Below are 17,387 nucleotides of genomic sequence, written 5' to 3'. Positions count from 1 at the left end.
CCCCGCCAATTGACTTCAGGATGAAAGACGATAGGGTAAATAACCCAATGTCAGAAATTCTATCCCGAAATCCCACTTACGTCAAAGATTTTGTCCGGTGGCTCACTTGGATTTTTCGTCCCGCCAGTAAGGGATGCTGACAGCAATCCTTTGAAACTCGCCTGCGATGCCCAGTGTTGTCTGACGCGGCGTCTTGAAGTTCAGGCTGGCATCGTCGTCCAGCTTGACTGACCATTCGTCAAACCAGCTGCCGCACTTGGAGGCCAGGCGCTCGACGCCTCCCATGCCAGTGTCCTTAGGCCACATGACATCGATCTGGAGAACGCCGACATGGCGCACCGTGCGACTACCACCCAGGTTGGCGCGGCGGGAGTTGCCTTCCAGGATCGTGAATTCCACATAGGGTGCCTTCTCAGGCTTCGTGCCTTTGGTGTTCTCGAAGAAGAGACTGACCGGTGGCTGCTGGGTGCTCAGATACCCAGAGAGGCGGCTTTCGATAGCAGAGCGCATTGAAGATTCACTCATTTCTTCTTTGCGCCTCCTTCAAGCGCGAGGATGAGGTTTTGTACGGTTACACGAACCATACCTCGTGGGTTTCTTGATCGTGCGGGTGTTGGAAGTTTTCCGTATTCGAGGTCGACAATGTCAGGATCGTTGTTGGCGAGCCAGAACTGCTGATACGGATTGCGAGTGCTGATTTGCCCAAAAGACGCGTCTGCAGCAGCCTGGTTGATAGGTCGTCTCGGTTCTGTCCCCAGCGGCATCGAGTTCGTCGGTCCAGGCGCCATGCTTCCCAACGGGCCGAGCGCGGGACCGCTGTAAGGTTGACCGGTAGACCAGACCCAGTTTCGGAGCGCAGCACCTGACCACACCGGGGTCTTCGACGTAACCTCCTGATGCACGAACGGAAGCGCATAGTTGAGCTTCATTCGGATCAGTTCGTCTGGGACGAGCTTTGCCCGAGCCAGTCCGGACAGGAATTTGTCGAGACCGCCGATCTCGATCATGCTGCCCTCACATGAAAAGTGTGCATGGCGCCGGAGACGATGCCCATGTATCGGCGCACATTCCACTCCTTGCCCTTGCTGTCGATGATCGTGTCTTCGACGGCATCACCGAGGGTGATCGATTCGAGCGCCGACGCCGGGACGAGGACCTTCCAGTCCTTCAGTACCATGACTTCGTCATCCCTCTCGTCTTCCGAAAAGCGAGCGAAGATCGCCTTCACATTCAAGACGTCGTTGGTGATGTTGATCGGGGTCGATGTGGCGGTGTCGTATCCTGCTTCCACAAACTGACGATAGGTGACGATCTCTTTGAGATCACCGGTCACATCGAAAGCAACGTCGACCATGTCTCTAATCAGCTTTTTGAACATCAGGCTCTCCGAATCTTGGCGTGACCACCAGGGCCGGAGATCAGCGAGCCGAGACCGGCGAGCATATTGTTGATCTCCTGCGGTACGGAAGGAAGCGAATATCCCTCGCGGAATTCCAGCTCGATCACGTCAACCTTCAGGCTCTTCAGTCCGTCCTGCGGGCGATCCGCCGACCGGTCAGTGTCGACCAGGTAGCGAGCCATCTCGATGGTCGCGGCCTTCAGCTGCGGAGCAATGATGTTCCAAGGGATTTCGATACCATCGGCATTCTTCAAGCCGTGGCGGGGATGGCGCAGGGGCTGGGTGGCAGAGACAGGTTTGCCGTTCCAGCGGGCGCGTTGGTCGATGTAGCGCGTGGACCAGACCAGGAGCTTTTGCTTGCTCTCTTCCGGCAGGGCCGACCAGGACTCATCAGCATGGATATTGGCGGCGAGGTAGTCATCAGCTTCCTCGACGCTTGCATATGAGTTGGCGCCGGGGACAATCTCCCCGGTCTCCAGGATGAATTCGAATGCCATGGATCGATCCTTTAATCTGAGGCGCTTATTTTGACATAGAACGCCTCAGATGTCAAAAATTCTATCCCTGGCTCGCACGTTTAAAGGCCGTTACCCATTCCTTAGCGTCTGCCGAGCGAACGACTTCGGACTCGTCAAACTCAATCAGGTCGGGAGACAGGTCGAACCGCTCGATCATGTCGACCACGATTCCAAGGCCGCTGTCAGGGATGACCTCGTCTTCCGTCTGATCCAGGTCGCCTGTGATGACGTAGGTCGAGCTTTCACCCTTACGGGTCAGGAAGAGCTTCAGGTCTGCGTAGGTGCAGAGCTGAGCCTCATCGAGAATGACGAAGCAATCACGAAGGGTCCGACCGCGAAGGTGTTCAAAAGAGACGATCTCGATCTGCCCATTCTTCTGCCAATCTTCCAGCGTCTTCGGGTTCACCTCATCCTTGATGGCGTCGAAGATTGGCACCACCCAGGGCGCCAACTTCTGTTCCAGCTTGCCGGGTAGGAAACCCTGCTGGTGACGTTTTGCGGAAACTGTCGGACGTGCGATGTAAATCTTCTCGATCTGCTTTTGCTTGAGCATACGAGCTGCGATGCGGGCTGGGATGTAGGTCTTACCCGTACCGGCAGGGCCGATGGCGAAAACCTGGGAGGCATTGGTCAAGCTGTCGATGTAATCCGCCTGGGTGGGCGTCATTGCGACGAGGGGCTTGTATCCTTCCTTGATGTCCATCCGTGGCGCTGGGTTCCGGCCTCCCTTTTTGCGAAGCTGCTTGCGCTCGCGGCGGGTGAGAAACTTGTCCAGTTCATTGCTGGCTGGACGGTCGGCTTCGAAGATTTGAGAATGCACGTTCAACGTGGTCTCCTTTGAGCTGGGATCAGGTGGTCCCTCCGAGGCTCGTCAGCAAACTATCGGCCTCAGTGAGAAGCTTGCGCATATGCGCTCGGGAGGTCTTGGTTAGGTCTTGTTCGGAAACCTCCTTCAGCTCGTGGGCTACACGGATCAATCGTGCATGTTTGGACATTCGGCAACTCCTACGTTGGTCATTAACGATGTCCTTTGTACGCTCAAAGGAAAGAAATTCAAGCGCTGTGTTAGAATTTGCGGACGTTTTCTGCACTTTTTTCGTCTGCGGATGGGAACTTTTCGAATACCAGTCAGTTTTTAGGGGTTTTTCAAGTTGAAGGAGGTTAGAAAATCTAACCACCGTCTCCAGAGAAAATGGACTTCGCACCAACGACGATTGCAGACACCAGACCGGCGACCAGGATGCCCACGAACGACAGAAGCGTCTTGGATTTGATCGACTCGGACGTCAGGCGCAGCTCGCGCAGATAGGTCATGTCACGACCAACCTCAGGGTCGTCGCTTCGGCTGGAAAGGACGCGCAAAGCTGCCATGTCCCGCTGAACTTCCAGCGGACTCGTCACATCGATCCCCAGAAGGAGGAACGTCTCCGTGACGGCTTCCTTGGCTGCTTCAGTTGCGATCTGCTTCATCTGCTGCTCAGACAGCGTGGTGGGATTGCTCATGGCTCTCGTCCTCGTGGGTCTTTGCGCCCTGGTCCTTGAATACGACTTTCTTCTCCGAGGGGTGCCAGAAGGTCCAGCCGAGCGAGACGATCAGCTCCTGCAGTCGACCTGCGGGAACTTCGAACATCTCGCCTTTCGGATCATAGACCTTGAAGTACATATGCCACCTGTGTCTCGTAGAAGGTGTGGGTACGACCCTATCTCAATGTGATTTTTCGTGATCGTGTTCCACTACCTTCATGCCACTCATGATAACCCAATGTCAGAATTTCTGCCATCGTTTTATGGAGCGGCTCAAAAGAAAAAGCCCCGGCACTGGACCAGGGCTTCATCATCGAGGTGGATGGTTGGCGATTATTCTTCGCCGTCGCCTTCATCATCACCAGCACCATCCTGATTGCCTTCCTGACCATCAGCGGCGGTGTCAGCCTCATCAGCAGACGCGGCCTTCGCTGCGTCGATGATCGCCTTGATGACTTCGCTTTCGGACTTGCGCCCATTGATGCGGACGTTGAATCGTTCAGCCGCAAGCGCAATCATCTCCGCCTTCGTCTTACCGTTCAGCTCTTTTTCGATGTTGCCGATATCGACGGTAACGCCTTCCTGTTCGTAGTCAGCCGCCTCGGCGGCTTCTGCCTTTGCCAGGGCTGCTCGGTCGACCGGCGTAAATGTCCAGCCGTTGTGCTGCTGCATGTCACGTGCGTTCAACGGGGTCATGCGATGTGGCTTGTTCTCCAGATCGTAGATCGTGACCTTCTTGGGGCTTGTCATGTTTTCTCCTGCAGAGAGTTGGAAATATCAAAAAGCTTAGTCAGATTTTCTATCAAAGTCAAATTTTCTGACTGCTTGGCTCAAGGAAACCCGGCACCGCTCCATCGAGCGGGCCGGTAGTTGGGCGCTTAGCGCCTCATCCCACTCTTGGCGGTGGGTTAGTGGATCATCAGGCGGAAGGTCTCGGCTGAGACGGTCACCGTGGCACCCTGGAGGGGTGTAGCAAACTCGCCGGTATAGAGTGTCCTTCCTTCCGGATCGATGATGGCGACATCCACGGCCTCGCCAGACATGGCATCGAGCTGGACATCGTCCTTCAGTCGGAGGAATAGACAGCCATCGCCCGCGACCGGACCTTCGAGGGTGATCGGATGCAACGCACCCTGCACCTCAATGCTAAGCCCAGACGGGGCCGAAGGCATAGGCGCTTGTCCTTTCAGCCAGGCGAAGATCGCCGGACCCAGGGAGTGCCCAAAGGCGCCGTCGATGCGAAGGGTGATCTCGCCAGGCTCGAACGTGAACGACCCATCAGAAAACTTATCGCGGAGCGGTCCGTGAAAGAGGATGTTGTCGTCCTGGTCGAAGATGGTCAGGAAACCTGCGGCGGCAAGCTGGGTATCTTGCGCGGGTCCGAACTGGATCGAGTTGGAGTTGCTGGTGTAGATGCTGGTCGACCCGAAGGTGACGCCGAGATCGAGGTCCTGTCGGACGTACCCTCGGTCCTTCGGCTCGACGCTGATTGCGTATGGGTTCGCCAGCGACAGCCCCACCTTCAGGGAGGGACAGCCGGGGAAGTTCTCGCCCACGAACCAGCGGGCGATGAGGCGTTGCAGGTAGGCGGAGGGCTGGAGCATTTTCAGTCGGACGTCCTGGCAAGGCGGCGCTGCTTGCGACTCAGAGCCAGGCGAACCGGAGGCGTTTCCGTCTTCTTCGAGGGCGACAGGGTCCATCCCTTCTTCACCAATCCAGCGACCTTGTTGTTTGGGACTTCGAAGACCTGATTACCAGGGTCCCAGATTTTGGTGAGCTGCATAAGCGTCTCCTTATCGTGTAAGCGCCGGGGCGATGAAGCTGTACCAGTCGACTGGAAGGCTCGTTGGTTGGAAAGTCTGCGAGTTATAGGCCCTGCTGTAAAAGCGTACCGCCAGCGACTTCAGCCCCGAAGCGAAGAGCTGTTCTCGGAGAATGAGGTTCTCCTGCATTCCAGACTTCCTGAAACCCATAGTAGAATAGAACAGAGGCTTGTCGTAGTCTTCGGATGGCCCGACAACATCCGCCTGAACCTGGGGCCAGATGTGGGCGGGCAATGTTGGATAACCAGGAACCACTGTGACGACCGTAAATTGCTGGGGGACAATAAGGCCCTTGCCCGTCCAGTAACTGTCGATTTCATCCAGACTGAAGATAGTCGACATCGCATCCCCGGTTGTGGGAGGCAATCCGGGTTCCCGGAGCATGAGGACCTGGTCGAGTTGATAAGGGATACGTCCTGCTGGAGATGGCATGTTGGTTTCCTTTTATCTGCCAAGCGGAGCGAAGTAAGACGAGTGTTTGATCAGGTGTTCAACACCCTCTTCGTCGTAGCTTGAATTGAGGCTGACCCTGATCGTGAGGGCCAAATCTTCGAGCTTGTCTCCGCTATACTTCAGCTCTTCGATGCCTCGCAGGATGTTTCCTCTCGTGATACCGAGCGCATTCAGGCCTTCCCGCAGAAGTTCTGTGCTGACGATGCTTAGGCCAGAGCCTCTCGTTTTAAGCTCGACGTTGAAGTAAGAGTATTCGAAAGGGTTCTGATAATACGGATTGTCGCGCCAATATTTTGTGAGTGGCTCAATGATCACGACCGCTGCAAATCCCTGCGGAAAACCATTAGTGCCGCTGGTTCCCTTCTCCCAGTACGGGTCGAGCTGCGCGAGCGGGATCACTTTGTCGACCGCTACCCTGTACTCGTCGTTGGTCAGGCCTGCTGGCCTCACTTCCAAGGCCTTGTCGAAGGCGAAACGATTGCGTGTGATGTTGATGCTCATGTTCGCTCCTTCGCGGTAGGTGTAGGCTTACAGAGAAAGGGCGGGACTAAGCCCGCCCTCACCAGGATGCTTGGGTTAGCGACCGACGAGCGGCGAGAGCTGCGCCCAGAAGTCGATGCTCGGCGTGGTGCCGGAAGGGGTAACCGCGAGGCGGATGTGTGTGGCGTCAGCGTCGGCTGCGAGCACCTGATCACGCGCTACGGCAATGACATTCTGACCGAGCTTGAGGTCCGGCACAGATACGACAGTAGTAGCGGTAGTGAACGCCTCGTCGGCTGCGACTTCGACGGAAGCAGCATACTTCTCGTCGCCATCAACCGTTTCCTTCGCCGTGACGAAGATGACGAGCGCGACGTATTCCGGCATAGCCAGTTCGTCGGCATTCCAGTAGGCGGCAAGCTTGCCAAGGGCACGGGATTCCGTAACCGTGGCGGCGGTGACAGCGCCAGCGCTTTCAGCACGGACGATGTTTGCGGCGTCGATTGGGTAACGCACTGCAGAAACCTTGATGGACATGTTCTTTTCCTTTGCGAACAGTTTGCGAGGACCGAAAGAGGAAGGGGCCGAAGCCCCTGCCCATTAGGCGGTCGGCGTTGCGTTGGTGATGCCCCAGACGCGAGCAGCGGCGCGACCGTGCATGACGCACAGCGAGACGAGCCAGTCGACACGGGTACGCAGGACCGGCTTGTCATCGACTTCACCCAGGTCGCGAACGTCCATGACGCCGTTCTGGATGCCGGTCAGATAACCGTCACTGAGGTTGACGACATAGATCGAGCCGCAGTCGTCACCACCGGCAGGACCGGCTTCGTTGAACGGCATGATCTCCTGGCCTTCATCGTCGTAGTCCGCGATGAGGATCGGCAGATCGTTGTACATCGTCACGCGACGACCGAAGTCATCTACCGTGTAGGTGATGTCTCCACCCACGCCAGCACGTGCGGCAGCGGTGAGCTTGCGGCGCATTGCCTTCGACATGATCAGGTGTGTTGCACCGTCGACCTTGTCGATTGCAGCGTCGAGAGCTTCCAGCGACAGCGGGCTGTTGGCGTTCGGAGCCGTGAGGTTCGCAGGAACGAGCTGGTCGCCGACGATACGGACACGCAGACCGTCGAATTCACGCGGGTTGACCTGGGAGTCACCGTTGATGATCTTCGAGGCGATCTTGAGCGAGAAGGCCTTAACCTTCATGGCTTCGTGGGTTGCGCGGACGCCTTCGCCACGGGTCTTGATGAGCGCCAGGTCGACGTCCATGTCACCGCCCGCGATGCGGAGCGTTTCGGTCGCCGGATTGATGATGCCGGTCGATTCCTGGTAGCCTTCGTTGAAGCCACGGAAACCAACGGACGGCAGCTTGCCTTCGACGTTGTAAGACAGAGAACCACCCGGAATGTCGTCAAACGGGATGGCGGCGAGGATGTCCGAGTTTTCGGCGAACATCTTGATGACGGAGTTGCGCAGAACTTCGCCAGGATTCAGCTTCGAGGCTTCGAGCAGAGTAAGAGCCATTGTTATCTCCTGTTGGTTAGCTCTTTGACCCTCGCGGGTCAGTTTTTCTGTCTCACCCCCGGCAAGACTGTCCTTGTGTCAGAAATTCTGACTTCTCAGGGCGCACCTCGCCCACTGAAGGGAAAGGTGCGACCTAAATTTTTAAGCGCGGCCCTGCTGCTTACGAGCGAGCGCCAGCTGCTGTGCTCCGGAGAGCTTGTTGAAGTCCTCGGTGGACATGCCACCAGGGATACCGTTTGCGTTCGTGCCACCGGCACCGCCGCCGTTCGACGTCTTGAAGAAGTACGGGGCCTGCTCCTTGAGCTTGTCCAGCCATTCAGCCGGGGTCATCGGAGTGGCGCCGTCCGCACCGTAGATGGTTGCTTCACCATCCTTCGCGACGAGCGAACCGTTGTCGTCCACGGTGAACACGCCATAGGAGCGGGACAGGATGTCCGGAAGCGCCTGAGGCTGAGCACCGCTGGCTTCCGCCAGAACTGCATTCGTGACCGCACGGTCGATCAGGGAGCGGCGGAACTTCTGGTCGGCGGCGGATGCCTTTTCCTTCCAGGTCACCGTCTCGCGGCTGGCTTCCTGGAGACGACGTTCGAAGTCGGTCTTCATGGAAGAAACGCGGTTGGTCACTTCGGCCTCGATCTGATCGGTGCCCTTGAGCTTGCCGTCTTTCACCTGCTGCGACGTGGTGCGGAGCTGTTCAAGCTCGGCCTGGAATGCTTCCGGGTCTTCGCCAACGAGCTTGCTCAGCGATGCCACAGAGGCTTTCAGGGTGTCGCGCTCCTGGGAGAGCGTGGTGTTGTTGTCGCGGAACTCATCCAACTTGGCTTTGAGTACGACGTTTACGACGACTTTCCCGTCGACTTGCTTGGCGCCCTCGCGGAGGCCCTCCGGAATGGCGTCAATGGTGTCAAAGGTTACTTCAGGCATTCGATCCTCACCGAGGTTGTGAATTGTTGAGACAGCTGCTCTCCGAGCAATCTGCCCACCGGAACTGCCGGTGGAGTTTGTATTTCTAACTCTGATGCAAGATATTCTGACATCGGTTAACCGTTTTTGCAAGAAAATTTTGGAGTGGCTCATTTCTGCGTTGACATGCGCCATTATTTCTGACCGATGGGCGGCTCGCGGGAGATGCGGCGAACGCGAAAAAAGCCCGCCCCAGGCAGTGAACCGGGGCGGGCTTGAGAACCAAGGGAACACGGAACCCTTGGCGTACTACAGCGAAATGCTGGCCCGCCATTTGAAGGATCGGGCACTGGAGAACCTTAAAACCGTTGGCCTCGGCAGGTTCTCAGACCAGGGAAGAGGGCACCCCGGTCAGGGAAATTGGTCCGGTTTTATCGAGGTTCCGGAAAACTGAGGACTTGCGTTGCCCTGGCGTCCTTTGACCAGCTCAATGGGGTCCCTCCCAGGGAATCGAACCCCGACGTGTTATGAAGGCGATCAACCTCCTACGCGCTCCCGCACCTACACAGCTTTCCCATTACCTGTCGACCGGCGCCGGTTCCACCTGGAGCAGAGGACATGTCTGCTCTTATCGCGGACGACCGGGAGTCCCCTATTCGAGTGTTTCGGGAGCTATGGAGTCTCGCTCTCGACGTCTCGCTATCAGGCGGTCGCCCTCGATAAGGGCAGATCATCTTGGAAGTGACCTCGGTGGGAGGGAGGAGTCGCAGGGACACCGAGGCCACGTCAAAAATGATCCCTGGTGGTGGGAGGTCCCACCTTCTGTTTCGAGGCGCCCAGGTGCGCCCAAGAGGGTTAAGCCGCTACGCGGATGTCCTCAAATGCAACGTTGTCGTTGCTGGCTTCGTACTTTGCAGTTACGAGTCTTGGACAGATGTGTCGGTCGTTCCTTACCGTGGCGCGTCTTCACTTCCCAATGCCTGTCGATCCTAATTCGCCCCCATCATGATCACCTGTGCCCAGGTGCTGTGCCCTCAATCAGGGCCTTGATGGCCTCGAACCATCCCAGATGATCATGGTGGAGGCGGCGGGTACCGCCCCCGCGTCCAGAACATGTTTGGCTATTCCGATATACGCCAATTCGAATTTCGGTTGGGAAGACGGCGGTAACATAAGGAACCACAGAACCCGCCGTCTTCCGATGTTCATTAATCTATCCTAAGTCAGATTTTCTGTCAACCGGAAAATTAATGAAACTTTGCTGCCGATATTTTCTCCTTCAGCTCACTCTTTTCCCGGATCGTGTCCAAATCTGGGATGCCTTCGTCCCACCAGTTCCAGATGTCGAGGCAGGGCCAAATCTCATCCAGGTTGGTCGGGTCTGCCGTAATCACCGCGAAGCGTCCGTCCTTGAGACGAAAGAACACGTGCCCAGTGGGCTGCGATGTGACGGCGAACTCTGCTTTATGCTCGACATAGAGCCGTGTGTACCCCGCCTGCCCGTCCTTGCACAGGATCACGATGTCATAGGGGACCGGTTCTTCCGACTTCCTGATTATCCAATCCTGGAAGGGGTTGGGATGGGAGAAGGGTGAGTCTTCCGGCAGGTCAGGATGAGAGAGGTGCTTCATCAGTCGCCTCATAATGCTCACCATAGACCAGCTCGGCGGCGCCGACCATGACGGGTGGATGGGTATGGCCCCAGATCGTGACCATGACGCCGCCGCCCTTGGCGATGATCTCGCGCTCCTCGTCGGTTGGCATCCAGAGCGAGCTGACGGTGCCTTCGTCGCGATTGAGGAAGACTGGCAGGTCCACGACGTTCTCTCCCTCGCCTGGTGGGGCCTTGAGGACCAGGTTGGCTTGGCGGAAGTTGGATGGGATCATGTCACGGCCTCATAGGTTTGAGCGAAGATGTCGGGCTTGCAGGGATACACCTCACCCTTCACGCCCCGGATGATGTAGTCGCCGGGTGAAGCGACCATGGTTCCCTCAAGGGTCCCGATGTGAACGTCGTCGTTGACGCGCAAGAGCCAGCCAGCAGTACCGGATACCGGCGCTTTTGCGATTGCTTCCCTGATCCAGGGAGTAACCTCATCGAGTCTGTCGCCATCCCAACGGACGGCCTCGATCTCGACGGGGAGCTTACGAAATTTCGCCATTGGAGCCTCCGAAGTAGATGCAGCAGCCCACCAGGGCCACTGCGAGGATGAGAACGATGAGGACTTCGACCACTGTCAGTCGAACCGAACCGTGGTGCCCTTGAAGAGACCCTGGCAGACGGTACCGGTGACCGGCTTGCCGTTGGCGCCGATGGCGGAGAAGTTGGACGCGAAGGTATCGTCACGCCCGCAGCCGAAGAACGAGTAGCTGCCGATCTTCACGTCCTTCAGGCCCTGGGCTTCGAGCGCTGAGGTGGCATTGCGCGGGTTGACACCGCAGCTGGTGAGCAGGCCTGCGCCGACAACGGCGAGGGCGCAAACGGAGAGCGCTCTGAAGGCGCTGTTACGAGTGATGCGGGGCATGATGGTCTCCTTCAGTCGAGGTTGAGCTTCTGGAGGCCTTCGATGACCTTCAGTGCTTGTTCAGGTGCGGTGAGAGGGGCGCCGTCCGTGCCATCGAAGCGACCGATGGTGACGCCGGTCAGAAGCGCAAGGGTCCGCAGATCGGCCCAGTCCTGGTAGGTGATGCCCAGGTCGGTGTCGTAGTCAGCGGCGAGCTGTTCCAGGATGCTGGCTTCGAGCTTGATGCCCTTGGTCCAGACCACGGTGCGCGTTTCCTTGGCGCGAGACTTGTGGTCAGCGATAAAGTCCGCGAGGACAGAAATTGCGTCATCAGCAATCAAGCGATTCCCGATCTGCTCGGTCAAGATGAAGCGGCGGCTGGCAGATGCATCTTCGAGCCAGAAGCGGAGCGTCTGTGCGTTGATCTCGCGCCCGAAGTCGCGCTGCTGCTGATCGTAGTCGAGCAGGATCGTGCGGGTGTCGATCACGCCCTCCAGGTTGAAGGCGGTGACGGTGATCGCAGCGACAGCGGCGAACGAGCTGAGCGCAAGGGTGTCGAGCGTCACGGCGAACATCACCTTTGGGAAGCGCGAGCGCCCGAACTTCAGAACCGGAAACTGAAACGGAGGCTGCTTGCCGTCTTCGATGAGATGGGGAGGAAACATGCTTTGATCCTTGGTCTAGTTGTATGCCCAGGCGAGCCAGGCGGTGGAGGACATGACGCTCGCGGGGACGAACATCACGAACAGCTGGAAGATCAGGAAGACGGGATCGATCTTACGTCCCGGCTTGTGTGGCAGTCCGAAGTAGGCGCAGGCGAAACAGAACCCGGTCAGAAACGCGGGGATCGCCCACGTTCCGAGGGTGATCGTCATCAGGCGGCTCGCTTGCCGCCATGGAGGAGCTTGGTCACGCCCTGGACCGGGACGCCCTTCGGAGAGAACTTGAAGTAGGCAACAGTGCCGTCACCACCGATGTACTTCGCCTTCTCCTGGAGGACCTTGACGTTGTCTTCGTAGGTGCCCTTCAGGCCGGTCTCGAACGTGTCGCCGGGGCGCGTCGGATGGTGGTAGACGACTGCCTTGGCGGCACCTGCCCAGTTGCCGTTGCCCTCAAGGATGTCCGCAACGACGAATTCCTCATCGATGTATTCCTTGCGCTTGATGAGGTCCTTCGGGCGCTTGTCGGGCTGATACATACCGAGCGGCGAGCGGATGATCTGCCCCTCGTAGCCTTCCTTGCGCCACTTGGTATAGAGCGCGTCCAGGTCGGCCTGGTTGTCGACGTATTCGGTGTCCACGAAGACGAACGATGGATGGTCCATCAGCGCGAAGTCGTTGAACAGCTCCTCAAGGAGGTTCAGGCGCTCATGATAGGTCAGGTCCGGACGCTGCTCATCGAAGACGTCGTAGACGTGATACTGGAGCTTGTTGGCGGCGGCGATATCCGCTTCAGAAGGGTTCTTCTTGCGCACCAGGCTGTTGATCTTCGGCAGATCGTCGGCGAGGGCGTGATTGTACAGCTCGCCGTCGAGCGAGAGCTGCGGGAAGTAGGAAGTGATCTCCTGCATCACCTCATGGATCGCCGGGAAGGTCAGCGTCGGCTCACCAGTGCGTGAGAAGTTGCCCTGGGCACGTGCCAGGTTGCGAATGCCGTCGAACTTGCGCTGAGCATAGAAGCCGTCGCCGGTTGACCAGTCCAAACCCTTCTTCAGGTCGGTGTATTTGAAGGCGAGCATAGGGAAGAGCGTCTGGCAGTTGTCGATGTCAGCGACGTCTTCGAAGTAGCCTTGCTTGGCCTTCTTCGTGTATTCGGCTTCGACTTCTTTCAGGCACTGAGCCTCGGCGGTCGTCTCGTTCTTCTTGCCCACGTTCTTCGGCGAGCAGGTGGTCCAGCCGGACTCTGCAAGCTTGCCGTCGATCAGACCGGAGAGCGAACGGTATGCGGGACCCTCGCTCTCCAGTTTCCAGACGCGTACGTTGCCCGAGGTGTCACGGGCGTAAAGGGTTTGATGAATGGTCACTGGCGACTCCTACAGCTGCGCCAGGATCGAGAAGAGGAACGTCTCCAGCAGCTCGGTCGCTACCCAGAACATGGCAATGCCCGCCAGCATGATGCAGACAGCGAGAACCTTGTCGGTCTTCGTGATGCCTGGATCGAACTGGAAAGGATTCTCGCTCATGCCTTGCTCCATTTCCCTACCTGACAGATTTTCTAACCTGTTGGGCAGAATTAATCACCTGATGACAGAGAAGTCAACAGCAAATGTCAGAAATTCTGTCTCTTACAGGCGAGCGCCGTTCGGAAAGGGGAAAAAGCCGTAAAGGCGCACGAATTCAGGAAACGCCATGCAGAAGTGCTGCAGTTCGTTGCGCTTAACCTGGGCGATGATGAGTTTCAGAGCGAGCATTTCGGGTTCTCACGTTCACGTGGTTGAAAAATAGGTAGATCGACGCCACCAGCGTGAGGAATCCGACGATCAGTGAGCCGACCAGGATTTCCGTGATGTATGGGATCGAGGGGATTGCGAGGAGGAGGGAGAGGACGATCCAGGCCGTCACCACCCTCCCCCAGATTTTCATGATCACGCTGCACCAACCGGCTTCTTGGCGGGCGGCTGCTCCGGCTGGTTGCGAGCTGCCTTCAGCGCGACCGCTGCCTGGCTCTCGGCGATGGTTTCCTGGCTCTTGCGGTCCTTGTCCGCTTCTTCCAGCTCCAGCTCCGTCTTGCGATCCGGGAAGCCGCGAGAATTGGCCTCTGCATCCGGATTGTTCGGGAAGCTGTTCTTGGACTCGAGGAGCTTTCTGAACTCTTCCAGCTCAAGCCAGTCCGGAATGACCTCTGCCTTCTTCAGGTAGTCGTAGACGACCTCAATCGGCAGGATGCCATCATTGTACATCTGCTGGATCGCACGGAACTCGCGGGCGGCGGCGTCCTTCAGCATGAAGTCCTTGTTGAACTCGATGCTAATCTCCTCGGCGTCGGAATTCTTGACGTCTTGCCAGCTTGCCCACCACTGCATGACCTGCGTGAAGCCTTCATCCAGGGCCATCGAGACATTTAGCAGAAGCGCCTGCTCATTGCGGTCCTTCATGTTGGCCTGGTTGTCGGACTCGGACGCGCCAGACGAGCTGCCGGTACCGATCAGACGACCGCCCAGGGTCGAGATGTGCTGCTCCTTGGTGGAGATCGCATTCTCCAGGAACTTCAGGCCATTCCCGTTGAACTCGATGATGCCTGCGCTCTCACCGGGGCCGACTTCCCAGACGACACTGGCGCCGATGGTGTATTCGCCCTTGCCCTCGCCCTGCCCCTTCGAGACGTAATAGACGGGCAGGCCCGTGTAGAAGCGACCATGCTCAAGGTGAGCGTAGGAGCGGAAGTGGGAGATGTTCATCTGGGCGATGTCGAGCATGGAAGAGCGCTCGATGTCCGGCGAGTTGGACTCGGTACCGAAGATGATGAAGGGGATGTAGTCGAGTGCGACACCACGATTGGTCGGCGTGATCACACGATCCGGGTTGCGCGTCACATCCGGGAAGGTCTGGTTCGAGAGGGCATCATAGACGTGCTGCTGGTAGATACCATTGACCAGGCGCAGCGCACGGATGCGGATCGAGTAGGAACGCTGACCACTGGTCGATCCCGCCTCATGCCCACGCAGATACGCCTCCATCAGCATGACCTCGGTGAGCACCTCGCGGTCGCCGACCATCTCAAAAGACCAGTCCAGGATCGCCTCGGTGACGTAGCCGGTCAGGTATGGGTTCCCACCGCTCTCGGGCATGTCGACCAGGACACCATAGCGCCCCATGTGGATCACTTCCTTGGCGGCGCGGCGCGTGAATGAACGAAGGGACTGATTGTCCTTCGTGATCTTGCGTACCCTCTTCTGGAGCTTCTTGGGGAGGTTCGAGATGACGGGGTTGCGACGGAAGATCGTGCCCACCAGGGCGCCGACCGTGCGGTTCGTCATGTTGTAGTAGGTGGCATTGTCCAGGTAGAGGGCGTACTCGCTATCATCCAGGCCGGATGGCTGCGGAAGATACACCTCACCCTTGTCCTTGACCTGGCGCTCACCCTGGAAGGTGTCACGCAGCGTCTCCCAGTCCACCGAGTGATAATGGACAGAAGGATGCGCCCAGGTCGGATAGCTGGACATGATGTTCTTGAGGCTGATTTCCTTCTTGCCGCTTCTCGTTGCCACGGTCTTATCCTTGCTTGGGCTAAAATGTCCGCATATTCTGACACATCATGCCCAGTATGTCAAAATAACTGACCCAACGGCTCACCAGGAGGACGGCTTGGGTCCCCCAAATGATGTCGTTTAAAGCATATTTAGCGCCAGATATGTCGCATAAGACATCTTAACAGGATGCCGGGATAACAGGACGATAGGATGACGGGACGGTCGATGGGTCCCCTGAGTGTATCGTAAAAATTACGTGGGGGCGTTGAGTGTCTCGGATATGTGACGTGGGGAGTGTCTCTGGGTCCCCCGATGCATATACCGGGTGGGGTGTCATAGGGATCGAGATGAAGAAGGCAGGTGGGCCTCCGGGTCCCCGGTCAATATGAAAAGCCGGAAAATGCTCTAGCTATCCGTGACAGCTACACCCGCCTCGACAGGCCCCCAGGGGTACGGTCCCCTTTGGGTCCCTCGGTAAAATTTTATTCAATTTCGACCCGTTCCCAGATTGGGAAAGAAGGCGGTTAATCCGCCTTCCCTTCACATATTAGCGACCGCTTTAAAGACGATCCAAACGAGTCCAGCTAGAACAATGAGTCTACCAATTTCAAACAGACGGCGTCTCTCCCAGGGCAAGGCGATGCAAGCGCGACACTGCAGCACCATTGTTAAAATCAGCCTTCCATTGATCGCGCTTGGCAAGCTGTTGACCGGCGACATGGTCGCACCATGAATTCCACCAATAGGCGGAATCGCCCTCATTACGCCACACCGTGTTATAGGTGCGGATTCTCTTATGAACCGAGTCCAGCTTCAAACCCTTAGGGAAACGGAAGGCGGTATCTGATAGGCCCAGGCGCTGGAGATTGTGCATGTCAAGGCAAGCACCTGTTGCGATTGTCATCTGAGCGAAGAAAGAGGCCTTGACGATTCCCAGGTTAGGGCATTCCAGCAAGGTCAGGATATACGAGTCCAAATCGTCGCACTCATAGGCGCGGACTGCTGCCTGCTGCAGGCGCTTTGCATGCTGCTGGATGAAATCATAGCCAGCCCGCTTGTGGCCAAACAGGAAACGGCTTTCCCGTCCGTTTGCCCAGATGTCAGCCATCTGCAGCGGCATGACGATAAAGGGTTGCCGGATCGAGGCCAGCACCAGAGAACCGACATTCTTAAACACGTCGATGTCAACACGCGCAGCGTTTGCGATATCAATGCAATCAATGTGGAAGTAGGACATTGCGGCGACTCCATTTGCCGTTTCAATATGATCTATATAATGCATATTAGGCGCTAGTGTCAACGCCTAATGTAAGATTTTCTGACTAGGCAAGCCAATATTTGGCGCCCGTCGCTGTGACAATGCGCTGGCTATCTGCGGCCACGATTGCAACGCCTTGCGCCTTGAGATTGGCGAGTGTCTCTTGCATGACACCACGCGACTCGCGGATAGAGCAGAACGCTGCAGCGAAAGGCGCGTTGCCGTTAGCATCTTGAAACATGACCTTGACCATTGGGTGACTCCTTATCCAATATGATCTATATAGAGCATATTGGATAAGGAGTCAAACGGCAGAGTCAGATTTTCTGACTCCGCCGCGCATGATTTTAGCGCTTGATTCCCGTGAAGAATCGCCGCTGTTTTTCCTTGTTCTTACGGGCGTTTTGACGTTCGATCTTTTTAGGCTTGAGCATTGCGCGACTCCTCCTCTGCAATGGTGATGACTTCAAAAGCGCGATTGGCAAGCGTGACCGCCATTGCAAGTTGACCGGCCATAATGCCCGCTTGCGTGGCTATACGGCGCAACGTGGCGGCATTCTCCGCCGTGTCTTCCATGCCGGTCTGATAGGTCAAACCCGCTTCCATATACTCGACTCCCGTCTCCGGATCGATCCAGCCACCAAACGAGTCAAGGGCAGTGAAGCCGCCAAAATGGTGGCACAGGGATTGCCGGATGTAGGCATGAGCGGCGGCGAGATTTTCGCCATTGTTACCAGCCTTAGGAAGGACGATTTGTAGTGGCCCCTAAATCCCCGGACACGATCTCCCACTTGCTAAGTGTTAGG

At 57.2% G+C, this 17,387-nt stretch carries 28 protein-coding genes and 1 other RNA gene; all 29 read right to left on the bottom strand.

The features are described 5' to 3' along the window. Positions 1–102 precede the first annotated feature (102 nt). The 29 genes from FAA86_RS18810 to FAA86_RS18685 all read right to left on the bottom strand — a co-directional run bounded on the left by FAA86_RS18810 (position 103) and on the right by FAA86_RS18685 (position 17,187). Positions 103–525 (bottom strand): phage tail terminator-like protein, encoded by a 423-nt coding sequence (locus FAA86_RS18810; protein WP_136542650.1) that lies wholly within the window; start codon positions 523–525, stop codon positions 103–105. Then, on the bottom strand, positions 522–1,007 hold the full coding sequence (locus tag FAA86_RS18805; protein WP_136542649.1) for a hypothetical protein: 486 nt from the start codon (positions 1,005–1,007) through the stop codon (positions 522–524). The genes FAA86_RS18810 and FAA86_RS18805 overlap by 4 nt, the downstream gene beginning before the upstream one ends. After that, complete coding sequence (locus FAA86_RS18800; protein ID WP_136542648.1) at positions 1,004–1,378, bottom strand: hypothetical protein; 375 nt, start codon at positions 1,376–1,378, stop codon at positions 1,004–1,006. Before FAA86_RS18800 ends, FAA86_RS18805 begins: the two co-directional genes overlap by 4 nt. After that, positions 1,378–1,896 (bottom strand): DnaT-like ssDNA-binding protein, encoded by a 519-nt coding sequence (locus FAA86_RS18795; RefSeq protein WP_136542647.1) that lies wholly within the window; start codon positions 1,894–1,896, stop codon positions 1,378–1,380. The genes FAA86_RS18800 and FAA86_RS18795 overlap by 1 nt, the downstream gene beginning before the upstream one ends. 61 nt (positions 1,897–1,957) lie before the next feature. Beyond that, entirely contained in the window at positions 1,958–2,737 is a 780-nt protein-coding gene (locus tag FAA86_RS18790) for a PhoH family protein (protein WP_246035128.1), read from the bottom strand. A 350-nt stretch (positions 2,738–3,087) separates the two neighbouring features. Continuing rightward, entirely contained in the window at positions 3,088–3,420 is a 333-nt protein-coding gene (locus tag FAA86_RS18785; protein ID WP_136542645.1) for a hypothetical protein, read from the bottom strand. Continuing rightward, the gene (locus FAA86_RS18780; RefSeq protein ID WP_136542644.1) at positions 3,395–3,580 is read right to left on the bottom strand and encodes a hypothetical protein; all 186 of its coding nucleotides are present in this window, start codon (positions 3,578–3,580) and stop codon (positions 3,395–3,397) included. Before FAA86_RS18780 ends, FAA86_RS18785 begins: the two co-directional genes overlap by 26 nt. A 194-nt stretch (positions 3,581–3,774) precedes the next feature. Beyond that, on the bottom strand, positions 3,775–4,191 hold the full coding sequence (locus tag FAA86_RS18775; RefSeq protein WP_136542643.1) for a hypothetical protein: 417 nt from the start codon (positions 4,189–4,191) through the stop codon (positions 3,775–3,777). A 158-nt stretch (positions 4,192–4,349) separates the two neighbouring features. Beyond that, the gene (locus FAA86_RS18770; RefSeq protein ID WP_136542642.1) at positions 4,350–5,045 is read right to left on the bottom strand and encodes a hypothetical protein; all 696 of its coding nucleotides are present in this window, start codon (positions 5,043–5,045) and stop codon (positions 4,350–4,352) included. A gap of 2 nt (positions 5,046–5,047) precedes the next feature. Continuing rightward, positions 5,048–5,224, bottom strand: coding sequence for a hypothetical protein (locus FAA86_RS24665; RefSeq protein WP_167495036.1), 177 nt, complete (start codon positions 5,222–5,224; stop codon positions 5,048–5,050). Between the two features lie 10 nt (positions 5,225–5,234). Then, positions 5,235–5,696 carry a hypothetical protein gene (locus FAA86_RS18765; RefSeq protein ID WP_136542641.1) on the bottom strand — a complete coding sequence of 154 codons (462 nt, stop codon included), beginning with the start codon at positions 5,694–5,696 and terminating at the stop codon, positions 5,235–5,237. A 12-nt stretch (positions 5,697–5,708) separates the two neighbouring features. Continuing rightward, positions 5,709–6,218 (bottom strand): hypothetical protein, encoded by a 510-nt coding sequence (locus FAA86_RS18760; RefSeq protein WP_136542640.1) that lies wholly within the window; start codon positions 6,216–6,218, stop codon positions 5,709–5,711. 75 nt (positions 6,219–6,293) lie between these two features. After that, complete coding sequence (locus tag FAA86_RS18755) at positions 6,294–6,734, bottom strand: hypothetical protein (RefSeq protein ID WP_136542639.1); 441 nt, start codon at positions 6,732–6,734, stop codon at positions 6,294–6,296. A gap of 63 nt (positions 6,735–6,797) precedes the next feature. Continuing rightward, positions 6,798–7,727 carry a major capsid protein gene (locus FAA86_RS18750; RefSeq protein ID WP_136542638.1) on the bottom strand — a complete coding sequence of 310 codons (930 nt, stop codon included), beginning with the start codon at positions 7,725–7,727 and terminating at the stop codon, positions 6,798–6,800. A 141-nt stretch (positions 7,728–7,868) separates the two neighbouring features. Then, on the bottom strand, positions 7,869–8,651 hold the full coding sequence (locus tag FAA86_RS18745) for a hypothetical protein (protein WP_136542637.1): 783 nt from the start codon (positions 8,649–8,651) through the stop codon (positions 7,869–7,871). Between the two features lie 790 nt (positions 8,652–9,441). Continuing rightward, positions 9,442–9,809, bottom strand: a transfer-messenger RNA (tmRNA) gene (gene ssrA / locus FAA86_RS18740). A 68-nt stretch (positions 9,810–9,877) separates the two neighbouring features. Then, positions 9,878–10,261, bottom strand: coding sequence for a hypothetical protein (locus FAA86_RS18735; protein WP_136542636.1), 384 nt, complete (start codon positions 10,259–10,261; stop codon positions 9,878–9,880). Then, complete coding sequence (locus tag FAA86_RS18730; RefSeq protein WP_136542635.1) at positions 10,239–10,517, bottom strand: hypothetical protein; 279 nt, start codon at positions 10,515–10,517, stop codon at positions 10,239–10,241. Before FAA86_RS18730 ends, FAA86_RS18735 begins: the two co-directional genes overlap by 23 nt. After that, on the bottom strand, positions 10,514–10,792 hold the full coding sequence (locus tag FAA86_RS18725; RefSeq protein ID WP_136542634.1) for a hypothetical protein: 279 nt from the start codon (positions 10,790–10,792) through the stop codon (positions 10,514–10,516). The genes FAA86_RS18730 and FAA86_RS18725 overlap by 4 nt, the downstream gene beginning before the upstream one ends. 75 nt (positions 10,793–10,867) lie before the next feature. Then, positions 10,868–11,155, bottom strand: a complete 288-nt coding sequence (locus FAA86_RS18720) for a hypothetical protein (RefSeq protein WP_136542633.1) — start codon at positions 11,153–11,155, stop codon at positions 10,868–10,870. 11 nt (positions 11,156–11,166) lie between these two features. Then, positions 11,167–11,799 (bottom strand): 3'-5' exoribonuclease domain-containing protein, encoded by a 633-nt coding sequence (locus FAA86_RS18715; protein WP_136542632.1) that lies wholly within the window; start codon positions 11,797–11,799, stop codon positions 11,167–11,169. A gap of 15 nt (positions 11,800–11,814) precedes the next feature. Further along, entirely contained in the window at positions 11,815–12,009 is a 195-nt protein-coding gene (locus tag FAA86_RS18710; protein ID WP_136542631.1) for a hypothetical protein, read from the bottom strand. Continuing rightward, a complete protein-coding gene (locus FAA86_RS18705) occupies positions 12,009–13,157 on the bottom strand; it encodes an ATP-dependent DNA ligase (protein ID WP_136542630.1) in 1,149 nt (382 codons plus the stop codon). Before FAA86_RS18705 ends, FAA86_RS18710 begins: the two co-directional genes overlap by 1 nt. A 9-nt stretch (positions 13,158–13,166) precedes the next feature. Further along, complete coding sequence (locus tag FAA86_RS24660; protein WP_167495035.1) at positions 13,167–13,316, bottom strand: hypothetical protein; 150 nt, start codon at positions 13,314–13,316, stop codon at positions 13,167–13,169. 102 nt (positions 13,317–13,418) lie between these two features. Further along, a complete protein-coding gene (locus FAA86_RS25125; protein WP_281281756.1) occupies positions 13,419–13,544 on the bottom strand; it encodes a hypothetical protein in 126 nt (41 codons plus the stop codon). Positions 13,545–13,718: 174 nt separating this feature from the next. Further along, positions 13,719–15,341 (bottom strand): DUF4055 domain-containing protein, encoded by a 1,623-nt coding sequence (locus FAA86_RS18700; RefSeq protein WP_136542629.1) that lies wholly within the window; start codon positions 15,339–15,341, stop codon positions 13,719–13,721. Positions 15,342–15,930: 589 nt separating this feature from the next. Further along, positions 15,931–16,560 carry a hypothetical protein gene (locus tag FAA86_RS18695; protein ID WP_136542628.1) on the bottom strand — a complete coding sequence of 210 codons (630 nt, stop codon included), beginning with the start codon at positions 16,558–16,560 and terminating at the stop codon, positions 15,931–15,933. Between the two features lie 85 nt (positions 16,561–16,645). After that, a complete protein-coding gene (locus FAA86_RS18690) occupies positions 16,646–16,834 on the bottom strand; it encodes a hypothetical protein (protein ID WP_136542627.1) in 189 nt (62 codons plus the stop codon). A gap of 167 nt (positions 16,835–17,001) precedes the next feature. Further along, positions 17,002–17,187, bottom strand: coding sequence for a hypothetical protein (locus tag FAA86_RS18685; RefSeq protein WP_136542626.1), 186 nt, complete (start codon positions 17,185–17,187; stop codon positions 17,002–17,004). Positions 17,188–17,387 lie beyond the last annotated feature (200 nt).

Source organism: Rhizobium rosettiformans W3 (assembly GCF_004912135.1).
In the GTDB taxonomy this organism is placed as follows: Bacteria; Pseudomonadota; Alphaproteobacteria; order Rhizobiales; family Rhizobiaceae; genus Allorhizobium; species Allorhizobium rosettiformans.
The sequence above is the reverse complement of the archived record's forward strand: the minus strand, read 5'-3'. Positions and strand labels throughout refer to the sequence as shown.